The 22,130-nt window shown below is 58.3% G+C and carries 19 protein-coding genes; 3 read left to right on the forward strand and 16 right to left on the reverse strand.

What is annotated here, in order from left to right; all coding sequences use genetic code 11:
* Positions 1 to 50: 50 nt before the first annotated feature.
* From TX23_RS16885 to TX23_RS16910, 6 genes are all read right to left on the reverse strand, one after another.
* The gene (locus tag TX23_RS16885) at positions 51 to 467 is read right to left on the reverse strand and encodes a hypothetical protein (RefSeq protein ID WP_057703179.1); all 417 of its coding nucleotides are present in this window, start codon (positions 465 to 467) and stop codon (positions 51 to 53) included.
* Complete coding sequence (locus TX23_RS16890; protein WP_057703180.1) at positions 461 to 745, reverse strand: hypothetical protein; 285 nt, start codon at positions 743 to 745, stop codon at positions 461 to 463. Before TX23_RS16890 ends, TX23_RS16885 begins: the two co-directional genes overlap by 7 nt.
* 43 nt (positions 746 to 788) lie before the next feature.
* Positions 789 to 1,145 carry a hypothetical protein gene (locus TX23_RS16895; RefSeq protein ID WP_057703181.1) on the reverse strand — a complete coding sequence of 119 codons (357 nt, stop codon included), beginning with the start codon at positions 1,143 to 1,145 and terminating at the stop codon, positions 789 to 791.
* 2 nt (positions 1,146 to 1,147) lie between these two features.
* Positions 1,148 to 5,893: an RHS repeat-associated core domain-containing protein gene (locus TX23_RS16900; RefSeq protein WP_057703182.1), complete on the reverse strand. Its 4,746-nt coding sequence runs from the start codon at positions 5,891 to 5,893 to the stop codon at positions 1,148 to 1,150.
* A gap of 135 nt (positions 5,894 to 6,028) precedes the next feature.
* Entirely contained in the window at positions 6,029 to 6,409 is a 381-nt protein-coding gene (locus TX23_RS16905) for a MerR family transcriptional regulator (RefSeq protein WP_057703183.1), read from the reverse strand.
* On the reverse strand, positions 6,348 to 6,992 hold the full coding sequence (locus TX23_RS16910; RefSeq protein ID WP_057703184.1) for an NAD(P)H-dependent oxidoreductase: 645 nt from the start codon (positions 6,990 to 6,992) through the stop codon (positions 6,348 to 6,350). Before TX23_RS16910 ends, TX23_RS16905 begins: the two co-directional genes overlap by 62 nt.
* A gap of 183 nt (positions 6,993 to 7,175) precedes the next feature.
* Here TX23_RS16910 and TX23_RS16915 point away from each other — a divergent pair, with 183 nt between their 5' ends.
* Entirely contained in the window at positions 7,176 to 8,207 is a 1,032-nt protein-coding gene (locus TX23_RS16915) for a PDDEXK nuclease domain-containing protein (RefSeq protein WP_057703185.1), read from the forward strand.
* Between the two features lie 63 nt (positions 8,208 to 8,270).
* Here the strand turns inward: TX23_RS16915 and ycaC are convergent, their stop codons facing one another.
* Positions 8,271 to 8,903, reverse strand: a complete 633-nt coding sequence (gene ycaC, locus TX23_RS16920) for an isochorismate family cysteine hydrolase YcaC (RefSeq protein ID WP_057703186.1) — start codon at positions 8,901 to 8,903, stop codon at positions 8,271 to 8,273.
* Between the two features lie 510 nt (positions 8,904 to 9,413).
* Between ycaC and TX23_RS16925 the strand changes: the two genes are divergently transcribed.
* On the forward strand, positions 9,414 to 9,650 hold the full coding sequence (locus TX23_RS16925) for a hypothetical protein (protein WP_057703187.1): 237 nt from the start codon (positions 9,414 to 9,416) through the stop codon (positions 9,648 to 9,650).
* Between the two features lie 298 nt (positions 9,651 to 9,948).
* On the opposite strand, the gene TX23_RS16930 is transcribed toward TX23_RS16925, so the two are convergent.
* The 9 genes from TX23_RS16930 to exaC form a co-directional block, all read right to left on the reverse strand.
* Positions 9,949 to 10,722: a LexA family transcriptional regulator gene (locus tag TX23_RS16930; RefSeq protein ID WP_057703188.1), complete on the reverse strand. Its 774-nt coding sequence runs from the start codon at positions 10,720 to 10,722 to the stop codon at positions 9,949 to 9,951.
* Positions 10,723 to 10,935: 213 nt separating this feature from the next.
* Positions 10,936 to 11,463 carry an inorganic diphosphatase gene (ppa, locus tag TX23_RS16935; protein ID WP_003176323.1) on the reverse strand — a complete coding sequence of 176 codons (528 nt, stop codon included), beginning with the start codon at positions 11,461 to 11,463 and terminating at the stop codon, positions 10,936 to 10,938.
* 109 nt (positions 11,464 to 11,572) lie between these two features.
* Positions 11,573 to 12,388: a M90 family metallopeptidase gene (locus TX23_RS16940; RefSeq protein ID WP_057703189.1), complete on the reverse strand. Its 816-nt coding sequence runs from the start codon at positions 12,386 to 12,388 to the stop codon at positions 11,573 to 11,575.
* Positions 12,389 to 12,394: 6 nt separating this feature from the next.
* The gene (locus TX23_RS16945) at positions 12,395 to 13,051 is read right to left on the reverse strand and encodes a DedA family protein (RefSeq protein WP_003194521.1); all 657 of its coding nucleotides are present in this window, start codon (positions 13,049 to 13,051) and stop codon (positions 12,395 to 12,397) included.
* A 321-nt stretch (positions 13,052 to 13,372) separates the two neighbouring features.
* A complete protein-coding gene (locus TX23_RS16950) occupies positions 13,373 to 13,831 on the reverse strand; it encodes a GNAT family N-acetyltransferase (RefSeq protein WP_057703190.1) in 459 nt (152 codons plus the stop codon).
* 89 nt (positions 13,832 to 13,920) lie between these two features.
* Complete coding sequence (gene eutC, locus TX23_RS16955; protein WP_057703191.1) at positions 13,921 to 14,757, reverse strand: ethanolamine ammonia-lyase subunit EutC; 837 nt, start codon at positions 14,755 to 14,757, stop codon at positions 13,921 to 13,923.
* Entirely contained in the window at positions 14,754 to 16,148 is a 1,395-nt protein-coding gene (locus TX23_RS16960) for an ethanolamine ammonia-lyase subunit EutB (protein ID WP_057703192.1), read from the reverse strand. Before TX23_RS16960 ends, eutC begins: the two co-directional genes overlap by 4 nt.
* A gap of 52 nt (positions 16,149 to 16,200) precedes the next feature.
* Complete coding sequence (eat, locus tag TX23_RS16965; RefSeq protein WP_057703193.1) at positions 16,201 to 17,634, reverse strand: ethanolamine permease; 1,434 nt, start codon at positions 17,632 to 17,634, stop codon at positions 16,201 to 16,203.
* 216 nt (positions 17,635 to 17,850) lie between these two features.
* Positions 17,851 to 19,371 carry an acetaldehyde dehydrogenase ExaC gene (gene exaC / locus TX23_RS16970; RefSeq protein ID WP_005791797.1) on the reverse strand — a complete coding sequence of 507 codons (1,521 nt, stop codon included), beginning with the start codon at positions 19,369 to 19,371 and terminating at the stop codon, positions 17,851 to 17,853.
* Positions 19,372 to 19,642: 271 nt separating this feature from the next.
* Between exaC and TX23_RS16975 the strand changes: the two genes are divergently transcribed.
* Positions 19,643 to 21,553, forward strand: coding sequence for a sigma-54-dependent Fis family transcriptional regulator (locus TX23_RS16975; protein WP_057703194.1), 1,911 nt, complete (start codon positions 19,643 to 19,645; stop codon positions 21,551 to 21,553).
* Positions 21,554 to 22,130 lie beyond the last annotated feature (577 nt).

Below are 22,130 nucleotides of genomic sequence, written 5' to 3' on the forward strand. Positions count from 1 at the left end.
CGGGCAGGCCTTCTCCCACATTGGATACTCAGTGTGTCCAATACCGCGGGTTACCATGTGGCAGGGTCTTCGAGGCTGGCTTTTTGGAGGTCTTCTTTCCACCACTCATTAGCTAATCTATAAATTTCTTCGAAAAAACCTTTTGGATTGTCCATGTCACTCCATCCCCACGGCAGGGTGCAGTAATAGCCGGGAGCCTGTCTCAATAAGTGCGAAAAGTTATAGGTTTCGTCGCTAAGTGCAGCCCCCAATTTGTCGCATAAGACCTTGCGATGTCGATAGCTTAGATCTGAAGATTTCTCAATTATGTATTTTTTGATCAGCCGCTCTCTGTCTGTGTCAAGGTTGATGTCGTAACATGCAAGCTCTTCACCTACAGTCTCTTCGCGATCATAAATATCGAACGGGCTGAGTAAATGGCGAAGTTTCGGTGCGTAAGGGATATCTAGAAATGGGTGTTTCAGCATTGGTCATTACTCACAGGAAATACGGTATAAAGTTCTTTGGTTTCGCGATCGAATTTCGCGATCGCTGCATCCATATTTTCATCAAGTATTGGATTATTCCGATCAGTAGGGTTTGGTATATATCCTCTTCCGCAACCCTGCATTTCGATTCGGACAATTGGGTTGCCGTAGTAATCTTCCCCGGTAAAAGGCGGTAGATTGCGTTCTGCTCTTGTGGTTACCTCATTTAGTACAGCGAATTGCGCTCGATGACTTTTAAACTGTGTGCTTAACTGCATAGGATTTTTCCTTTTGTTGGAGGTGTTTATTTGTTTAGGGACGTTAGCTCGCATCGGACTCTATCTTGTAGTGCTGTAAGCAGCGTAACAGCACAGCCATGAATTGCCGGTGATCAATTATTTCGTCATCAAAATAGGTGTCGAAAAGATAAAAAACAGAATCAAAGTTTTCATCTGTATTTAAATAGTAGTGAAGTGTGTCGATATGCCACTGTTGGATTTCAGGCTTATATGATAGAAATTCTGGTTTAGTCAATCTTTCAAAAAGCTCGGCGAGTTCTGTTTCGTTGTTAATATTTTTTGAAGCGATGAAGCGCTCTCTTTCAGGGTCGTCGTAGTTTTCAATGCTGTAGGTGAATAGTAGGCTTCTGAGTGTTGATAGTTCTGGTCTGAGCTTCATGTTTAGAATTCCGTGTACGCAGTAATCGGATTGCCATCATTGTCAAGTATTACAATAGCTTTGCTTTGTCTTCCGTATTCAAAATTATTTTTTTTGTATCCTTCTCCAATTATTTTTCCCATGTGCATTGGTCTGCGAGATGTTTGTAGATTTGTATATTTAAATATAAGTTGTGCGCGATAAATGGCGTTGAGTTGGTCCCGGTGGCTGAAATATCTAGTGGCTGCAGTAGGTATTTTGGGTTCGCCATCTTTTCTTCCACCAATGTATCTTTCGATTTCTTCTGTTGTTGGGTTTTTACCTGATCTTACTCTTTCGAGTTGGGAGTCGGGGGTTGTCTGCGCGCCGTGCTTCTCCAAAAAATGTGCTCTTGGGAATGCTTGTTCGATTTCTTTCAAACGTCTGTAGGCGTTTGCCTCGGCTAGCTCGTCAATTCTCGCCTGCCGCTGCGCGCGGGTCAGTTGCGGTAAGGCAGGCTCTCCGTGGTTAACACTCTCCGCAGGATTTGGAGCACTGGTGCTGGGTTTACACCCGTCAGCACCTGGGCATGTATTCAAGCCTAGCGGGTCGACCCATCCCGTCGGATTGGGCACATAACGGTACCCGTTGATCCCACCCGCCAACTTCACCGGATCCGGCGTCAGGTAACGTCCAATATCCGGATTGTAGTAGCGATGGCGGTTGTAGTGCAGGCCGCTTTCTTGATCGAAATACTGCCCTTGAAAACGCAACGGATTGTCGATTTTGCCTGCGTCGAGCCGGGCGATCTGGCCGTAGGCGCGGTAGTGGGCGGACCAGACGATTTCGCCTTCGGTGTCGGTCAGTTCTTGCGGCGTGCCGAGGTGGTCCAGCTGGTAGTGGTAGGGCTGGGTTTCTTCTGGGCCGAAACCTTCCAACATTGCCAGTGGGCGGAAGCTGTCGGGTTCGTAGAGGTAGCTGCGATGGCACTCTGCATGGTGTTCGGCTATCAGCTTGTCGCCTTGCCAGAAAAACTCGATGGTTTTGTCGTCCACGGTTTTGCTGATGCGCCGCCCAAATGGATCGTAGCGATAGCTGGCGGTCTGGCCGTTGGGTTGGGTGACGCTGATGAGCCGATGCTGGCAGTCGTAGCGGTATTCGGTGACGAGTTGATGACCCTTGCCACGCCGTTCGCGGAGGAGGTTGCCGAAGGCGTCGTAGTCGTAATGGCGGTCGCCCTGGATCATCAGGCGGTTGCCGGCAACGATGTCCGGGCCGGGGCGGTCTTGCATCAGCAGGTTGCCCGCCGGGTCGTGGGCGAAGCGTTCCTGCACGTCCTGGGAATGATCGGCGCGGGTCAGACGATTCAGTGGGTCGTAGCGGTAAAGGTGTTCGCCTTTGCGGGTGTCGAGCAGGCGGGTGAGGGTGCCGCTTTTGTCGTAGTCGTACTGGCGTTGGTAGAGATAGTTTTGCTGCTGTGTAACGGCGTGGGCGTGCAGGCGGTTTTGGTCGTCGTAGTGATAGTGGCTGAGCAGTTGGCCTTGTTGGCGCTGGTGCTCGCGGCCGCTCTTGAATAGGTGTGAGGTGAGCACTTCGCCGTTGAGTTCGACGGTAGCGAGGTGGCCGCCCTTGTCGTGGTTGAAGGTGAGGCGGTTGTTGTCCGGCAGGCGCAGGTGTTGAAGCTGGCCGCAGGCGTCGTAGCCGTAGCGCAGGGTCCCCCAGCCCTGGTGTTCGGCGGTGAGGCGGTTTTGGCGATCGTACTCGTAGGCCAGCGCCCAGTGGCCGTCATCGACGCTCAGGAGATTGCCCTGGCGGTCGTAGGCATAAGCAATAACGCTGTCATCGGGCAGGGTTTTTCGTACGAGGCGTCCGGCGTGGTCGCGCTCGTAGCGGGTGATTAGCTGACTGTTATCGTCGCCGTATTCGGTCTTCTCCAGCAGGTTGCCGTTGAGGTCGTAGGCGTAGGCGGTGCGTTGGCCGTCGAAGCCGGTTTCCTGTTGGATCAGGCCGTTGGGGTGGTAGTCGAGTTGGTAGGTTTCGCCGACTTCGTTTTCGATTTCTGTCAGCAGCAGCCGGGCGTTGTCGTAGCGGTATTTGACCTGGGTGCCGTCGGCGTTGATGCGGCGGCTGATCAGGTGCAGGCCGTCGGCGTATTCGTAGCGGGTGACGTGGCCGAGTTCATCGCGTTCGGCGATGATTTTGCCGTAGGGGTTGTAGCTGAATTCCCGAGTGGCGCCGCCTGGCAACACGATGCGAATTAGCCTACCGACGCTGTCCCATTCATAAATGGTCTGCGCGCCGTGCTCATCCTCGCGGGCAACTTGCCACCCCAGGTCGTCATAGCGATAACGCTGGATGCCGCCATTGGGCAATTGCTCCTCCAGCAACTGCCCACGCTCATTCCACACCAGCCGATGGCAACTGTGGTCCGGGTACCAAACCCCGGTCAGTTGCCCGTGTTTGTTGTAGCTGTAGTCAGTCGAATGACCATCCGGATCAGTTTTGCGGATGACATCGCCTTGCTCATTACGCTCGTATTTCCAGACCGCCTCCCCACGCCTTATAACCCGAACAAAACCGTTGTCATGTTCGTAGGAAGTAGGCTCATCATCCCCGGGAAACAACGCCACCAAGCGTCCAGCTTCGTCGTACTGATAGGCCGTCACCGCGCCCATCGGGTCTTGCTCGACGGTCAGCCGGCCTTTGGCATCGTAGGATTTGAAATGCTGCGCGCCGTCCGGATCGATGCGCTGCACCAAGCGCGCCCGGTCGTCGTGGACATACACCTCCTGGCTGCCATCGACGTTATGCACGGTGACGTGGCCGTCATTGCCCCAGGTATAGCGCGTGTCCATCTGCGAAAAACTCGCCCAATGCCGCACGCAACGCGCCGCCTTGCCAGAACGCTCCCACTCCCAAAAGAAACTCGCCCCACCGGCTAACTGCCGCTCGACAATGACGTGCTGATCGTCGTACCGATAACGCTCGCTTTCACCGACGGCATTGGTCGCACACACCAGTCGTCCAGCTTCGTCATAGGCGTAGGAAACGATGTTCTGCTCGGTTTCCCAAACGTAGGGCTCACGCCCTTTGGCGCGATGAACCTGGTAGTCCACCGCGACGATGCGATCCCGCTCATAGCGCAGCAGCAATGAACGGCCAGCGCCGTTATCCAGCCGCTCAATCCGTCCGGAACGATCACGGAAAATGCGCAGGCGGTTGTCATACGCATCGCTGATGGAAACCAAGACACCGTCGCGAAAGTGATAAAACCGCGACGCCTGGGCCAGCACCAGTTCATCAGGAGCCGAGCCTAAATAGATCGCCGCTTCGGCCAGGCTATTGGTAATCGCCGGTCGAGCAACTGTGGGCAAGGGCAGGGTAGTCGAGCGGTTCTCATGGTCGGTCCACACCACCGAATCGCCCGACACCGCAAGCCGGTGGGCCAGCCCATGAGTCCAGCCAAACCCCAACCCACAATCAAGTTCCACCGCACTGGTGCGATAAAGCCGCGTCCACTCAAACGGCAAAACCCCGTCCAGCGCGCCGTCGGTAAGGGTGAGCAATTCCTCGCCGGTGACCATCGACACCGGGCAGCCGTGAGTGACCGTTTTATCCGCTGGCGCCGCCGCATCCCCTTTCGGGTTCGAAGCCACGGCACGCACATCGTCCACACGCTCTTTCTGCGTCAGCACCGCGTTCTGCCGCGCCCGCCAGCGCATCTGCATTGTGCCTTGTTTCACCCAGCCGACCACACCGCGAACCGCCACCGCTTTATAACGGTCGACCGCCTGCATGAACTTGGTGAGAATCGCCAGCACCCCCTTCACGAAGCCCACGGCAGCCTTAAGAATTTGTGCGCCATGCTTGACCAGGCGAACGCTCAAATACGCCACGCCCGCCGCCGGCAACGCGATGGTCAACACCGCGCCAATCACCAGGTCAATCAGCAACGACACCATAAAACCTGCGGCCGCTTGCGCAACTTCATTGGGCGGTAACGCGTCCAGCCAGATCATGGCGATGCGCAGTAACAGGTACAGCGCCGCTTCATCAGTGGCGAGCAACATCGCCTGTTCCATGACCTTGGGCGCATCGGTGGCGATCTGCGCCAACTTGGCCGCCTCGCTACCCAGTTGCTCGACGTAATTCAGCGGATCTTCAAGCATCGCCTGCACCAGCTTGATGCTGTCCCACACATCCGTGATCGCCGCCCAACTGCCCGCCAGCACGCCGCTGCCAATCGCGCTGACAGTAGAGCGTTCCCAGTGGGGTTTGAAGTCTTTCCACTGTGACCGAAGCCACTGTTCCAAGTCCGCCGTCAGCCCTGCATAGGAGGCAAACAAGGCCTCCACTTGCTCCGCCGAAACGCCGCCCTGAACCCGCACCTCATAGCGCCCGCCAGCAGCGCAGTAGTGCGAGCCCTTGCCGTGCTTATCAAGCATCACCCGCGTGGAGCTGCCGTCATCCAGGCCGATCACCTCAACCGGGATATCGCCAATTGGTACGTCATACGCTGATTCGAATTTGCTCTCGATCTCCAGCACGCCACCCACCGGGCAACGGGCCACGGTGGAGAAATCTGCATCGGTAATGCTCACCGAACGCTGCGAATCCCCAACCCGCAACACCCTGTCCATGCCCAGCAACGACGGCATATCCGCTGCATGGCTGACCGAATCCAGTGCACGGGAATACCAGGCGCCCATCTGCTGGCGGTACTCCACCAGGCTCTGATGGAAGCCATCCAGCTCATGTTCGATAGCGGCAATGTGGGCAGCGTGGGTCATCCATGACGTCTCGACAGAAGGCAAGGCGTCGGAGTCTGCCGCAGCGAAAAGCGGTTGGATGAACGGTTTGGAAAATCAGATTGCCCTTACACGGGGCTCGCAAAAGTCAGCGGCACCTCATGCGTAAGGGCTACTTCAAATGGCGACACTACTGATTGACGAGCAGTGCCCTTGGGCGTCCTTCAGTTGGGTTTCAAACTCAATCAAGCCCGCCTGCATCCGTTGCAACACGGCGATTTGCGCGGCCAGCGCGTGCTTCTTGTTGGCGATGGCTTGGTCCGCCCTGTCCCAGGGAAAGGCGTCACTGTCGTACCCCAGCAAAATCTCCTGCAGCTCCTTGAGTTTGAACCCGAGCTGCTGGGCGCATTTGATAAAGGTCAGTCGCTCTACGCTCTGCGCCGTATAAACCCGATAGCCACCAAGGCGTTGCGGCTCGGGCATCAATCCAATCGCCTCATAGTGACGAATCGCCTTGATGGTCGTGCCGGCGAACTGCGCGGCTTTGCCGATGTACATGAAAATTCCCTTTCTCAAATAATGCGCCGGCCTGTTTCAGCCACCGGGCCCGCTGCGTCAACGTAGAGCCCAGCACGGGGCCAAACAGCAGCGTCTTGCTCGGTGTGATGCCGCACAGCGCCAGCGTGGTGCGACGCATCTGGTGGATGGCCGGCATGCGGTAGACCCAACGGTAATACCACGCCGGCGTGTCCAGGGTCACTAACAAGTGCGCGCTTCGGCCCTTGAGTAGCTTGTCAGGGAATGCCTTGCCTGCGCGGTATTTGAAGGCGAAGCCGGGTAGGAAAACTCGGTCGATAAAGCCTTTCATCAATGCCGGGATACCACCCCACCAAACAGGGAAAACCCATGTGAGGTGCTCGGCCCAAAGGATGTCAGCTTGGGCGCTGAGCAAGTCGGGTTCCAGTGTTTGGGCCTGGGTATAACCGTGGTGAAGAATCGGGTCGAATCTGAGGTTGCCCAACTGCAGGACGCGTACTTTGTGACCTGCCGTTTTCGCTGCGTGGATATAGGTCTGCGCCATGGCTGAACAAAAACTATCGGTGGACGGATGGCCGAGAATGACCAGGATGCGCTGACTCATGCTGAAGGCTCCTGAAATGGGCGTTCAGGGTAGGGGGTGCCGTATAGGGGAGAGTCAAGGGCCACAGCCAGTGCCAGCAGGACCTTTCTGCAAGGTACGCAGGACGCGTCCGAGAGTACTCATGAGCGCTTGTGACGGCACAGCGGGCTAACTAGCCTGCTGAAAACACAAGAGTAAAAAGGCATGAGCGAGACCTCCATCGGGTTGACGGCACCTCCAGAGGGCTACAGTGATTGGCTGACAGACCTCAAGGGCCGTATCCATAACGCACAGCAGCGTGCGTCAATCGCGGTCAATCGTGAACTGGTGCTGCTCTACTGGCAGATCGGCCGCGATATTTTGACCCGTCAGAACGATCAAGGCTGGGGTAGCAAAGTGATCGATCGCCTTGCGCAGGATCTGCGGGCGGCCTTTCCAGACATCAAGGGTTTTTCGCCGCGCAATCTGAAGTACATGCGTGCTTTTGCCGAGGCGTGGCCGGATTCTGAATTTGTGCAACAAGCTGCTGCACAATTGCCCTGGGGTCACAACCTAGTGTTGCTCGATAAGCTTCCGGGCCCCGAAACACGTCGTTGGTACATTCTCCAGGCCGTTAAACACAGCTGGTCGCGCAACACGCTGATGATGCACATTGAAAACCGCTTGCTGGAACGCAGTGGCAAGGCTGTCAGCAACTTCGAAAGTCATCTGCCCAAGGCTCAATCCGACCTGGCTCGCGAATCCCTCAAGGACCCTTACCGCTTTGACTTCCTCAGCCTGGGCCTGAACGCGCAAGAACGTGATATCGAAAACGCCCTGATCAAGCATGTCACCGACTTCTTATTGGAATTGGGCGCAGGCTTTGCCTTCGTAGGCCGGCAAGTGCTGCTGAATGTGGGCGGTGACGAATTCTTCGTCGACCTGCTGTTCTATCATTTGAAGCTGCGTTGCTACGTGGTGATCGAACTCAAGGCTGGCAAGTTCAAACCCGAACACCTGGGCAAACTGAGCTTCTACCTCGCAGCTGTGGATGCCGAGCTAAAGCACCCACAGGATGGCCCGACGATTGGTCTGTTGTTGTGCAAAGGTAAAAATGAGGTGGTGGCTGAATATGCACTGCGCGATAACAACCGACCTATCGGCGTGGCGGAATATCAATTGGTGGAATCTTTGCCCGCAGAATTGCAAACCAGTTTGCCGAGTATTGAGCAGATCGAACGGGAGTTGGCGGGCTAGGCGCGGTCAAGCAACGGAAAAAGCCTGCTTTTCAGGGCAGGCTTATCATTACGCTGGGTTTGCTTATTTCTGCTGGGCCGTCAGCGCCGCATACCCGTTCATCAAGTTACGATAGTTGGGAATCCGCTGGGACAACAGATTACCCAGGCCTTCAATATCGTTGCGCCAGTCGCGGTGCAACTCACACGCCACCGAGAACCAGTTCATCAATTGCGCACCGGCCTGCGTCATCCGGCTCCACGCCGCTTGCTGCACCGTGGTATTGAACGTGCCGGAAGCATCGGTCACCACAAACACCTCAAACCCTTCCGCCAGTGCCGACAAGGTCGGGAACGCCACGCACACATCCGTTACCACGCCGGCAATGATGATCTGTTTGCGCCCGGTGGCCTTGATCGCCTTGACGAAATCCTCGTTGTCCCAAGCGTTGATCTGACCAGGGCGAGCGATATACGGCGCATCCGGGAACATCTCCTTCAACTCCGGCACCAGCGGGCCGTTGGGGCCTTGCTCGAAGCTGGTAGTGAGGATGGTCGGCAGGTTGAAGAACTTGGCCAGGTCAGCGAGGGCCAGCACGTTGTTCTTGAACTCGTTGGGCGAGAAGTCCTGCACCAGGGAGATCAGGCCGGTTTGGTGGTCGACCAGCAGAACGATGGCGTCGTCTTTGTTCAAGCGGTTGTAGGTGGGAGCGCTCATGGTTGAATCCTTTTTTGTTTAGGTTGGTTGGGCGTTGCGTTCAACATGGGCACAGATTAATGGGTGGTTGATGAGGGATAAATCGGGCGAAAGGAGTCTTACTGTCAACTTAAAGTGGACAATTGGTGGCGCCCGATTTCAGGCCTCCGGATTGCTGTGCAGAACAGGAGTGAATTGCCTGATTTTGAGTAGCCAGCAGGTCCGATCCCTTTCATTTGCAGGACGTTTCCTAGAGAATCCCAACCGCTTGCGCCAGCGGAATTGGGTGACTAGGCTGCTGACCGTCACTGCTGATTCAGTGATCGGGTTTAGTCGCCCGGACCTCGCTAGGCGCACGCGCCACCCCAAAGACAGGTGTCTTCTCGCCTGCACTTTATGGTGGCTGTGCGCAGGGCACCTTCGGGTGCGCCGGTGCCTAGCGGCCGGTCGACTAACCTGCGTACAGCCGCCACCTCTGCTCGTTTAGTCGCGAAATGATGGTGGTATCCACTTACTGCTAGGAGTTTTGCTATGGATAACGTTCGTTCAGATTCGCTGTCGTCACACACGACCAACCCATTCACGGTCAATGAAGATCTGAGCTTTGAGGATGCCTGGGTGCAGGTGGCTGAGCTGCTGCATTGTGCGCTGGCTACGTCCCAGGTGATCGGCGAGTCAGTGGCTGCGCCGCAGAGGGCGGTGATGCATTTGGTGGAGATGGCGAAGATGGTGGCGGATCGGGCTGTGGAGTGTTTGCAGCCTAAATGACGCTTATTGAAAGGGGGTAGGATACCTGCCTGCCTTCGTTGACGGTTCAATTGTCCAGCGGCTGTTGGACAATTGAACTGCATTCTTACAGACATTAAAAAGCCGGCTTGTGGCCGGCTTCTCGCTGACTGCCTCAGCTTGTTTTTGACAAACCTCAGCAGCCTTCAAATCGCTCAGCCAACATCGCGTCTGGCTGAATAGTAGGGGCATCCGCGGGAACTCCTCCGCTTCGCCTGACAGGGCAAATCGCTAAGCCATTCCCCTGCCAAATGTGCGGCGCATGATACCCACATTCACTTCAGTTGCCCACCTCCGGTTCCGATTTAGAGCCTTCCCAGCCCAGCAGGTGTTCATCCAGCGGCACCGGTGGGCGGCGGTTGTTGAGGGTGGACCACCAGAATACCCAGCCGACGATCTTGAAGCTTTGTTCAAAGCGTTCTTCGTGGTTGAGGTATTCGTCCGGGTGTTCGCTGGCGTTGTGGCTGCGCAGGCGCAGGCCGCCGCCGGGGCGGTTGTAGAGGTATTTGATGCGCAGCATGCCGTCGTGTTCGACGGCGTAGATTTCGCCGTCGATGATTTGGGTGCGGCCTCGGTCGATGGCGAGGGTGGCGCCTTGTTGGATGATGTCGATCATGCTGTTGTCGACCATGTAGGCGCCTATCGCGCGGTCGGGGTGGACGTTGAGGGTTTGCAGGTTGTGCCGGGAGACGCGGATGCGTTCGCTTGAGGTGAATGTGGGGTGGAGGGGGATCTCCACGTCGGTTGTTTCCGGGCGGCAGGCGGGGCCTGTGAGGTATTTGCCGGTGTCTTCGCGAGTGGGCAGTAGTTTCCTGGTGTCGGGGCCTTCCAACAGGTAGTTGGCGGGCGGGTGTTTGGGGCCTCGGCCGTCGCTTAACCAGCGACTTGAGACGCACAGCAACTCTGCGATCTCGTTGAGTCGGCCCATGGGAACGCCGCGTTTGAACCAGTTGTTCACGTGTTGAGGCGTGACGCCGCGGTTCTTGGCGAAGTCGGAGGCGGAAAGATTAACTTCCCGTAGTAGCGCTTTTAAACGATCACCTGATGTATTCATAAACGCAGAGTTTACTGGCCGGAAAAACTAATCAAATAAACCATGCGTTGAATCGCATATGTAGGATTTGGCTTAGTTGTGGCTTGATCTTTCAGGTGCGCAGCTTATATAAACTTCATAAAATAAACGTTGAACTTGATGTTTAATCTTGCTCATAAAAAAGCCCCGAACTAACGGGGCTTTTTTATTTACCGAAGCAATGAGGCGCGGGTATCAGCCTTTGTAGGCGGCCACCGACTTCATGATCTCGGCGCGGGCGGCGTCTGCGTTGCCCCAACCGTCGATCTTCACCCATTTGCCTTTTTCGAGGTCTTTGTAGTTCTCGAAGAAGTGCTTGATCTGTTCCAGCAGCAGTGGCGGCAGGTCGGTGTATTCCTTCACGTCCACGTACAGCTGGGACAGCTTGTCGTGTGGCACTGCGATGACTTTGGCATCGCCGCCGCCGTCGTCGGTCATGTTCAGGATGCCGACTGGACGGGCGCGGATAACCGAGCCTGGGGTAACCGGGTAAGGGGTCACGACCAGCACGTCGAGGGGGTCACCGTCGTCAGCCAGAGTGTTGGGGATGAAACCGTAGTTGGCCGGGTAGAACATCGGGGTGGCCATGAAACGGTCAACGAACAGGCAGTCGCTGTCTTTGTCGATTTCGTATTTGATCGGCGCGTGGTTGGCCGGAATTTCGATGGCGACGTAGATGTCGTTCGGCAGGTCTTTGCCAGCCGGAATCTTGCTGTAGCTCATTGGGCGTTGCCCCCGTTAGTTGGCCATATGACATGGCCGGATTGGCCTAAAAGTGGCGGCGATTATAGGCATATTCTGACGCCGATGCCATGCGCCAAGCGTCGTACGGTCATTCGCCCTGTGGCGAGTAGCGCGGGTCGCTGGCTTGCAGTTGAGTCAGGCGGGCCAGGGGATCCTGGCGATAAAAGCGGCTGAGTTGGGCGTACACCTGTGGATAACTGTTGACCAGTAAATCCGGGGCGCTGAAGAAATACTCGCTGGTGACGGCAAAGAACTCCGCCGGGTTTTCCGCGGCGTAGGGGTCTATCTCGGTCTCGGCGTCCGGGTTGGCGTCCAACTGGCGATTGAGGTCATCGAAGGCGCCTTGCATGACGCTGGCCCAGTCCTGCACGCGCATGTCGTGGTGCAGCGGTGGCAGGCCGTTGGCGTCGCCGTTGAGCATGTCGAGCTTGTGCGCCAGTTCATGGATGACCAGGTTGTAGCCTTCCCATTGGCCGCTGGCGAGCACGCCGGGCCAGGCGAGGATCACCGGGCCCTGTTGCCAGGCTTCGCCGCTGTGTTCACCGTCCCACTCGTGTTCGACGCCGCTGGCATCGCGATGGCGCTGGGGGCTGAGGAAGTCGTCGGGGTACAGCACGATTTCGTGGAAGCCCTGATACCAGTCAAGGTCGCCCAGGTTCATCAACGGCAATTGCGCCTGGGCGGCGAGCAGCAGGCGTTGTTCCTGGTGCAGGTCGACGCCGGGCAGGGCGGTGAGGTGTTTTTCACTGAGGAACACCACGCAGGCTTCGCGCAGCCACTGGTCTTGCTCCGGCGTGATGCCGTCGAGGAAGGTCAGGTGGTGGCGCACCCGTTGCCAGGTGTCATCGGCAATCGGGTGCTTGGCCAGCAGGCGCCGGCGACGCCAGGCGCTGAGGGACCACACGGGCAATCAGTGCGGGTTGGCTTCGGAGGACGTGCGGCCAAAGCGGCTGCGCACCACGCCAATGATCATCGGCACCAGGGACAGCAGGATGATGAACACCACCAGCAGCGACAGGTTTTTCTTGATGAAGGGCACGTTGCCGAAGAAGTAGCCCAGGGTCACCAGGCCACCGACCCAAAGGATGGTGCCGAGCACACTGAACCCGAAAAAGCGCGGGTAGGGCATCTTGGCCACGCCGGCGACGAACGGCGCAAAAGTGCGCAGGATCGGCAGAAAACGCGCCAGGGTGACGGTCTTGCCACCGTGCTTGTCGTAGAAATCGTGGGTCTTTTGCAGGTAGTCGCGGCGGAAGATCTTCGAGTTCGGGTTGCTGAACAAGCGCTCACCGGCCGTGCGCCCTATGACGTAGTTGGTGCTGTCGCCGAGGATCGCCGCCAGCATCAGCAGGCCGGCCAGCAGCACCGGGTCCATACCGCCACCGGCCGCTACGGCGCCGGCGATAAACAGCAACGAATCACCCGGCAGGAAGGGCATGACCACCAGGCCGGTCTCGCAAAAAATCACCAGGAACAGAATGGCGTAGATCCACGGACCGTAGTTGGTTACCAGCATATCGAGGTAAACGTCGAGATGCAGGATAAGGTCAAGCGGGTTGAAATCCATGGATGGCACCTGTGTGAATGGCCCGGCTCAGCGGGCTTGTGCGGAAGCTCAGGCAATAAGGCTACAAGTAATTGTCGCGGTTCTTACAACCCTGAAAGGTCGGCATTATACGGATTGAGAGGTGAAAAGCGTGTGGCTTTTGTAGCGGGGAGTGTCGCGAAATTGTGAAGGGGTTGGGCTTCAAGCCAGTCGTCGGATCCAATGTGGGAGCTGGCTTGCCTGCGATAGCGGTGGGTCAGTATGAGAAATGCTCGCTGACACTCCGCCATCGCAGGCAAGCCAGCTCCCACAAGGATATTGCGGTGTCTGGCTGACTGGTTTTCAGTCTTCGTTGATCGGCAGCACGTAGTTTTTGAATTCGGTGTCTTCGCGAAACCCAATCGATTCATAGGTCTTCTGCGCCACCTCGTTGTCGCTGCTGGTGGACACCCGCAGTCGTACGGCGTGGGTTTCCTTGGCCATCTTCTTCGCCGTGCGCATCAGGTTGTCGGCCACCAGCTGCCGGCGGGCGTCCTCGGCCACGTAGATGTCGTTGAGGATCCACACGCGTTTGAGCGACAACGAAGAAAAGCTCGGATACAACTGGCAAAACCCCAGCAGCCGCTTGTCATCATCGTCGGCCAGGGCCAGGTAAATCACCGATTCCTTGCGTCGCAGGCGCTTTTCCAGGAAGGCCCGGGATGAATCCGGGAATGGCAGGGCCCCGTAGAACTCGCGGTATTTGACGAACAACGGGGTCAACAGGTCCAGGTGTTCCAGGGTCGCTTGAGTAATCCGCATGCCAGGCCTCAACTTCCAAATGGGGTATGACCACGCGAGCGGCCGTGACTTGATGCTGCCTAATGCGGCAAAAAAGCGCAATCGTGCCGCTATCGGTCACTCGGTGGGCTGAGCAGGAAATTGCCCTTCATCAGGTCCGGGTCGTCGGATTCAAGGGTCTGAATCTGTGCCTCATCCTTGAGGTTGACCCCCGACAGTTGCCGACGACACGCCTCGCGCATCAAGTACAGCAGGCGATGGGCCGCCATGCCGTAGCTCAAGCCTTCGAGCCGGACATTGGAGATGCAGTTGCGATACGCATCGGTGAGGCCGACCTTGGGGTTGTAGGTGAAATACAGGCCCAGGCTGTCCGGCGAGCTGAGCCCCGGCCGTTCACCGATCAGGATCACCACCATTTTGGCGCCGAGCAATTGCCCGATTTCATCGGCCACCGCCACGCGGCCTTGCTCCACCAGTATGACCGGTGACAAGGACCAGCCTTCGGCGTGGGTTTGTTCTTCCAGGCGCGTCAGAAACGGCGCCGTGTGTTTATGCACTGCCAGCGCCGAAAGGCCATCGGCCACCACGATGGCCAAATCCACGCCGCCCGGATGCGCCAACGCGTAGTCGCGCAGGGTTTGGGCCGACTCATCGCTCAAGCGTCGCCCAAGGTCCGGGCGTTGCAGGTACATATGCCGGTCTGTGGCGGCGCTGCGCAGCAACAGGCTGTCTCGGCCACGTTCGGCCAATTGGCTGCTGAGCCCGGCATGGTCGAAGGGCAGGTGCACCGCATCCCGCGCCTGGGCGTGGGCAAACTGAAAGTCCAGCTGGGCGCTGGTTGGAATACTGGTGCCGGTGCGGCCCAGGGCAATGCGCGCCGGGGTCAGGCGGCGCAGTTCCAGCCACGGGTTGTCAGGCAATTCTGGTTGCACGGTCGGCTCCTTCATCCCAATTGCGCCAGAGCGTGGCGAAACGCCGGTGGCAGGCTGTTGCCAAAATGCACCTTGCCGTCTGCCTGCGTGAAGATGCCCATTTTCGCCAGCCACTGTTCAAACTCCGGCGCCGGTTTTAAACCCAATGTTTGCCGGGCGTACAAGGCGTCGTGGAACGAGGTGGTCTGGTAGTTGAGCATGATGTCGTCGGAGCCGGGGATACCCATGATGAAATTGATGCCGGCCACGCCGAGCAGGGTCAGCAGGGTGTCCATGTCGTCCTGATCGGCTTCGGCGTGGTTGGTGTAGCAGATATCACAGCCCATGGGCACGCCGAGCAGCTTGCCGCAGAAGTGGTCTTCCAGGCCCGCGCGGATGATCTGCTTGCCGTTGTACAGGTACTCCGGGCCGATAAAACCGACCACGGTATTGACCAGGAACGGCTTGAAGTGCCGAGCCACGGCGTAGGCACGGGTTTCACAGGTTTGCTGGTCGACGCCAAAGTGCGCATTGGCCGACAGGGCACTGCCCTGGCCAGTTTCGAAGTACATCAGGTTCTGGCCCAGGGTGCCGCGATTGAGGCTCAACCCGGCGTCGTAACCTTCCTGCAGCACGTTCAGGTTGATGCCGAAACTGGCGTTGGCGGCCTCGGTGCCGGCGATCGACTGGAACACCAGGTCCAGCGGCACGCCACGGTTGATCGCCTCGATAGAGGTGGTGACGTGGGTGAGCACGCAGGCCTGGGTCGGGATTTCGTAGCGCTGGATGATCGCATCGAGCATCTCCAGCATGGCGCAGATCGAGGCGATGCTGTCGGTGGCCGGGTTGATGCCGATCATGGCGTCGCCGTTGCCGTAGAGCAGGCCGTCGAGAATGCTCGCGGCAATGCCCGCCGGTTCGTCGGTGGGGTGGTTGGGCTGCAAGCGTGTGGACAAACGCCCGCGCAAGCCCATGGTGCCGCGAAACTGGGTGACCACGCGGATCTTTTGCGCCACCAGCACCAGGTCCTGCACGCGCATGATCTTGGACACGGCCGCCGCCATTTCCGGTGTCAGCCCCGGCGCCAGTGCGCGTAGGGATTGTTCATCCGCCGCATCACTGAGCAGCCAGTCGCGCAGGCCACCGACGGTGAGGTGGCTCACCGTGGCAAAGGCCTGTTTGTCGTGGGTGTCGATGATCAGCCGGGTGACTTCGTCGCTTTCATAGGGAATCAGCACTTCTTCGAGGAAGTGCTTGAGCGGTGTATTGGCCAGCGCCATTTGGGCGGCGACCCGTTCGCCGTCATTCTGCGCCGCGACGCCAGCCAGGAAGTCGCCGGAGCGCGCCGGGCTGGCTTTGGCCATCAGATCCTTGAGGCTGTCGAAGCGGTAGGTGTGTGCACCCACCGCGTGGGAAAAACTTGCCATACAGTGTCTCCTTGGCGACGCGAGCAGGCGCCCGCGTCGAGGTTTACGGCACTTAGTGCAGGGCGGCCTCTGCGGCCTGGATCGCCGCGAATTCTTCTTCCGGCGTGCCTGCTACCAAGTGATGCCGGCTGTAGAAAGCAAAGTAAGCAATTAATACTCCATAGATGACCGCCGCGCCAATCACCACCCGCGGGTCGACCAAAAAGCCTGCCACCACGGCCACGCAGGCCAGTATCAGCGCCACGCCCGAGGTAAAAATGCCACCCGGCGTGCGGTATGGGCGCTCCATTTTAGGGCGACGGATGCGCAGGGTGATGTGCGCGGCCATCATCAGCACGTAGGAAATCGTCGCGCCAAACACCGCCACCAGAATCAACAGATCACCCTGGCCGGTCAGCGACAGGCCAAAACCGATGATGCCGGGGATGACCAACGCCAGTACCGGCGCCTTGCTCTTGTTGGTCTCGGACAATTTGCGCGGCAGGTAGCCGGCGCGGGACAAAGCAAAGATCTGCCGCGAATAGGCGTAGATAATCGAGAAAAAGCTTGCGATCAAGCCAGCCAGGCCGACCAGGTTGACGAAGCTGCCCATCCAGGTCGAGCCGCCGTAAGACAGCGCCAGGGCTTCCACCAAGGGGTTACCGGATTTGATCAGCGCATACGTGCCCGCACCGCCCGGCGCGATCACCAGGATCAACAGGGCAAAACTGGTCAGCACCACAATCGCACCGATCAGCCCGCGGGGCAGGTCGCGCTTGGGGTTCTTGGTTTCTTCAGCGGCCAGGGGCACGCCTTCGACCGCGAGGAAAAACCAGATTGCATAGGGGATTGCCGCCCACACACCGACGTAGCCGAACGGCAGGAAGCTGCTGGCGCCCTTGGCTTCGGTCACCGGAATATCCAGCAGGTTGGCAATGTTGAAGTGCGGCACCATCGACACCAGGAACACGCCCAGGGCGATTGCGGCGACGGCGGTGATCACGAACATCAGCTTCAGAGCTTCGCCGACACCAAAGATGTGGATGCCGATAAAGATGATGTAGAACGCCAGGTAAATCATCCAGCCGCCAATGCCGAACAGCGACTCGCAATAAGCACCGATAAACACCGCAATGGCAGCGGGGGCGATGGCGTATTCGATCAGGATCGCGGTGCCGGTGAGGAAGCCGCCCCAGGGGCCAAAGGCGCTGCGGGCAAAACCGTAGCCACCGCCAGCGGTGGGGATCATGGACGACAACTCGGCCAGGGAAAAGCACATGCACAGGTACATGGTGGCCATCAGCAAGGTGGCGAGGAACATGCCGCCCCAGCCACCCTGGGCCAGGCCGAAGTTCCAGCCGGCATAGTCGCCGGAGATCACGTAGGCGACGCCAAGGCCAACCAGCAACACCCAGCCGGCGGCGCCTTTTTTCAATTCGCGTTGTTGAAAGTAATCGGTGCCGACTTTTTCAAAGTCGACAGAAGAACCAGTGGGTTCGCTAGGCATGGGAAGTACCTTCCATTCTTATTGTTTTTGACTCGGCGTCTTTGTGCCGAACGAGGTAGCAATTGCTTGTGATATCAAATGTGGGAGCTGGCTTGCCTGCGATAGCAGCCTGTCAGCTACCCGTTATTTGGCTGATACACCGTTATCGCAGGCAAGCCAGCTCCCACACTTGATTGCATTTCAAGTTGGGAGCGGGTTGCTTGCTACAAGGCTAAGTTAGAAAAAGCCCAACGGATTAATGTCGTAGCTCACCAGCAAGTTCTTGGTCTGCTGGTAGTGATCCAACATCATCTTGTGGGTTTCGCGCCCTACGCCGGACTTCTTGTAACCGCCAAACGCGGCATGCGCCGGGTACAGGTGGTAGCAGTTGGTCCACACGCGGCCAGCCTTGATCGCCCGGCCCATGCGGTAGGCGCGGTTGATGTCGCGGGTCCACAGGCCGGCCCCCAGGCCGAACTCGGTGTCGTTGGCAATCGCCAGGGCTTCGGCTTCGTCCTTGAAGGTGGTGATGCTCACCACCGGGCCGAAGATTTCTTCCTGGAACACACGCATGTCGTTGGTGCCCTTGAGCAGGGTCGGCTGGATGTAATAGCCGGTGGCCAGATCGCCGGTGAGCTTTTCAACCTTGCCGCCGGTCAGCAGTTGCGCGCCTTCGCCCTTGGCAATTTCCAGGTAAGACAGGATCTTGTCGAACTGCTGCTCGGACGCCTGGGCGCCGACCATGGTGTCGGTGTCCAGCGGGTCGCCACGCTTGATCGACTCGACCTTTTTCATCACCACTTTCATGAAGTCGTCGTAGATCGACTCTTCCACCAGTGCACGGGATGGGCAGGTGCACACTTCGCCCTGGTTGAAGAACGCCAGCACCAGGCCTTCGGCGGCTTTTTCGATAAATGCAGGTTCGGCTTTCATGATGTCGGCGAAGAAGATGTTCGGCGACTTGCCGCCCAGTTCAACCGTGGACGGAATGATGTTCTCGGCCGCCGCATGCATGATGTGCGAGCCCACCGGGGTGGAACCGGTAAAGGCGATCTTGGCGATGCGCTTGCTGGTCGCCAGGGCTTCGCCGGCTTCCTTGCCGAAACCGTGCACCACGTTCAGCACGCCTGGCGGCAGCAGGTCGCCGATCAGTTCCATCAGCACGCTGATGCCCAGTGGGGTTTGCTCGGCGGGCTTGAGCACCACGCAGTTACCGGCGGCCAGGGCCGGGGCGAGTTTCCAGGCGGCCATCAGCAGCGGGAAGTTCCACGGGATGATCTGGCCGACCACACCCAGCGGTTCGTGGAAGTGATAGGCGGCCGTGAGTTCGTTGATTTCGGCGCTGCTGCCTTCCTGGGCGCGGATGCAGCCTGCGAAGTAGCGGAAATGGTCGGCGGCCAGCGGGATATCGGCGTTGAGGGTTTCACGCACGGCCTTGCCGTTGTCCCAGGTTTCGGTGATGGCCAGCAGTTCGAGGTTCTGCTCGATACGGTCGGCGATTTTCAGCAGTACCAGCGAACGGTCCTGGGCGCTGGTTTTGCCCCAGGCGTCTGCGGCTGCGTGGGCGGCGTCCAGTGCTTTGTCGATGTCTTTGGCAGTGGAGCGCGGGAAGTCGGCGATCGGTTTGCCGTTGACCGGCGAGGTGTTGGAGAAGTAGTTGCCATCGACCGGCGCAACGAATTCGCCGCCGATGTAGTTGCCGTATTTGGCCTTGAACGAAACGATGGCGCCTTCGGTACCGGGGTGTGCGTAACGCATGGTGGGCATCTCCTGCTTTTATGTTTATCGGAGTACAGCGCTGCGAGCGCGTTATAAAGCGTAGAGCAAAGGTCGGGCCACTGTGTGCGGGCCCGGTAAATCAAGGGTTTGGTTTTGTTTACAAGGCATGACTGTGACAGGGGAGATACAGGTGGGGTGACAGTTTGTGCCATAAACGGTACAGCCTGTGACCGGTGGGTCGGACCGGGATTGCAATGGCCGGATGGCTGGTGGATGCTGGGCGTTCTCACGCAGGGAGAATAATAAGAACATGCACAACGATCATTTCAGTCGCCATGCGCAACAGGTGCTCACCGTCACCCGGGGGCAAGAGCCGCTCCAGGGGCCGGGCAGCGACCCTTCCATCGCCCGTTCCTGGCTGCGTTGCGTTGAGGACTACCACCTCGATCCTGCGCTTACCATTGCGCCCACGGTGCTTGAGCATGGTCGCCTGCTGGAAAGCCGCGAACGCCTGCGCCAGGTGCTGCACATTGCCGGCAACGAAATGAACAGCCTGCACCAGCAACTCTCGGGGGCCGGTCACGCGGTGCTGCTTACCGATGCTCGCGGGGTGATTCTCAACTGTGTCACCGCGCCGTCCGAGCGCAAGATTTTCGAACGCGCCGGGCTGTGGCTGGGCGCCGACTGGAGTGAAGCCTGCGAAGGCACCAACGGCATCGGCACCTGCCTGGTGGAGCGTCAATCCCTGACTATTCACCGTGACGAGCATTTTCGCGGTCGCCATACCGGGCTGACCTGTTCGGCCAGCCCGGTGTTCGATCCGCAGGGTGAGCTGCTGGCGGTGCTGGACGTGTCGTCGGCCCGCGAAGCCGTGTCGCGTCAGAGCCAATTCCATACGATGGCGCTGGTGAACCTGTCGGCGAAGATGATCGAGAGCTGCTACTTCCTGCGTCATTTCGAGCACCACTGGTTGCTGCGCTTTCATCTGCAAGCGGAGTCGGTGGGTTTGTTCAGCGAAGGGCTGTTGGCGTTCGATGGCGAAGGGCGCATTTGTGCGGTCAACCAAAGCGCCCTGAATCTGCTTGGGCAGCTTCGCGGCAGTTTGATGGGGCAATCGGTGGACGCGTTTTTCGACTGCTCCCTGGACCAGTTGCTCGGGCGTGCCAGCGCCAATGCCACCGCCAGTTGGCCATTGCTGACCCGCGATGGCCGACGTCTGTTCGCGGCGCTGCGTGGCCAGGCGCGCACTCCCTCGACCCCGGCGCCCAAACCTGTAGCGCCACGTCCGTGCGACATCTGCCTGGACGACCCGGCGCTGCAAAACGAGATGCGCAAGGCGGTGCGCGTATTCGAGCGCGACGTGCCCCTGCTGATCAATGGTCAAACCGGCTCGGGCAAAGAGGCTTTCGCCAAGGCCGTGCACCAGGCCAGTCAGCGGGCTGATAAGCCTTTTGTGGCACTGAACTGCGCCGCCATTCCAGAAAACCTGATTGAAAGCGAACTGTTTGGTTATCGCGGTGGCAGTTTTACCGGTGCCCTTAAAGAGGGTATGCGCGGCAAGTTGCAACAGGCGGAGGGCGGTACGCTGTTTCTCGATGAAATCGGCGACATGCCGCTGGCTTTGCAAACCCGCTTGTTAAGGGTGTTGGAAGACCGGCTGGTCGTCCCTATCGGCGGTGAGCCCCAAGCCTTGAATGTGCGCGTGATCAGTGCCACGCACCGTAATCTGCTTGAGTGCGTGCAGAGCGGCAGTTTTCGTGAAGACTTGTATTACCGCCTGAACGGCTTGGAAGTCGCGCTGCCGGCCTTGCGCGAGCGCAGCGACAAGTCGCAGCTGTTGGATTTTCTGTTGGCTCAGGAGGCAGGCAAGGACGTGGTGGTGCTTGATGATGAGGCGCGTCAGGCATTGTTGGCCTTTTCATGGCCGGGCAACGTGCGGCAGTTACGCACGGTGCTGCGAACCCTGGTGGCGCTGTGTGAGGACGGGCGGGTAGGGATGGAGGCGTTACCCATGCCCATTCGCCAGGCCATGGCGCAGGGGTGCGGCGTGGACGAGCCCCGCGCCTTGCCCCTTGAAAGTGCTGAACGCCAGGCTTTATTGGAGGCGCTGGCACAACAGTGTTGGCACATGAGCCGCGTGGCTGAACAACTGGGGGTTAGTCGCAATACGCTCTATCGCAAGTTGCGTAAACATGGGATTGCACGAGGTGCCCTGCCATAAGTCGTTCTTTGCTGTGTTGTTTGTCTCACACGCGCTACGGCGTTTTGTTGGGGCAATTGTGGACATCGTCCCGGAACGCAACGAGTTGTTTTTTGCACTGATGAAATAAGGGCGTAGTGCTCTGTCCTTATAAAAACAGTCGCTTAAAACTTATCGAGTCACAACACATGAATATTACAAATCCAACAAGTACTTATGTGCCATCACTCCTTGATCAACCGGCCGCTGCGTCGATGGATCAACCGCAACCGTCAACCGTTGTAGATGCGTATGCTCAGCACGAAAATACCTCGCCACCGCAAGAAACTGCCGGGCAACAGCCGCTGGTACGGAACAAACGAGGTATTGCCTTTGGACGGCGGCTCTCGCTACCGACATTTACAAATGTGTCGGGTGCTCGGCTCGCCCCACCCATCCCTACGGCGCCTCCTGGCAGGGGGACGCCTGCCGCGTTCAATCCCACGGCGACCAGGTTTCAGGCTGCAATGGGCGCAGGGAAACCTTCGTTACCTGCGGACAGTGCTGTCCCCGGCACGTCCGTCGGTAGCTCAAACCAATCGCTGGTGGATAGGTTCAA

Source organism: Pseudomonas paralactis, from assembly GCF_001439735.1.
Classification (GTDB): Bacteria; Pseudomonadota; Gammaproteobacteria; order Pseudomonadales; family Pseudomonadaceae; genus Aquipseudomonas; species Aquipseudomonas paralactis.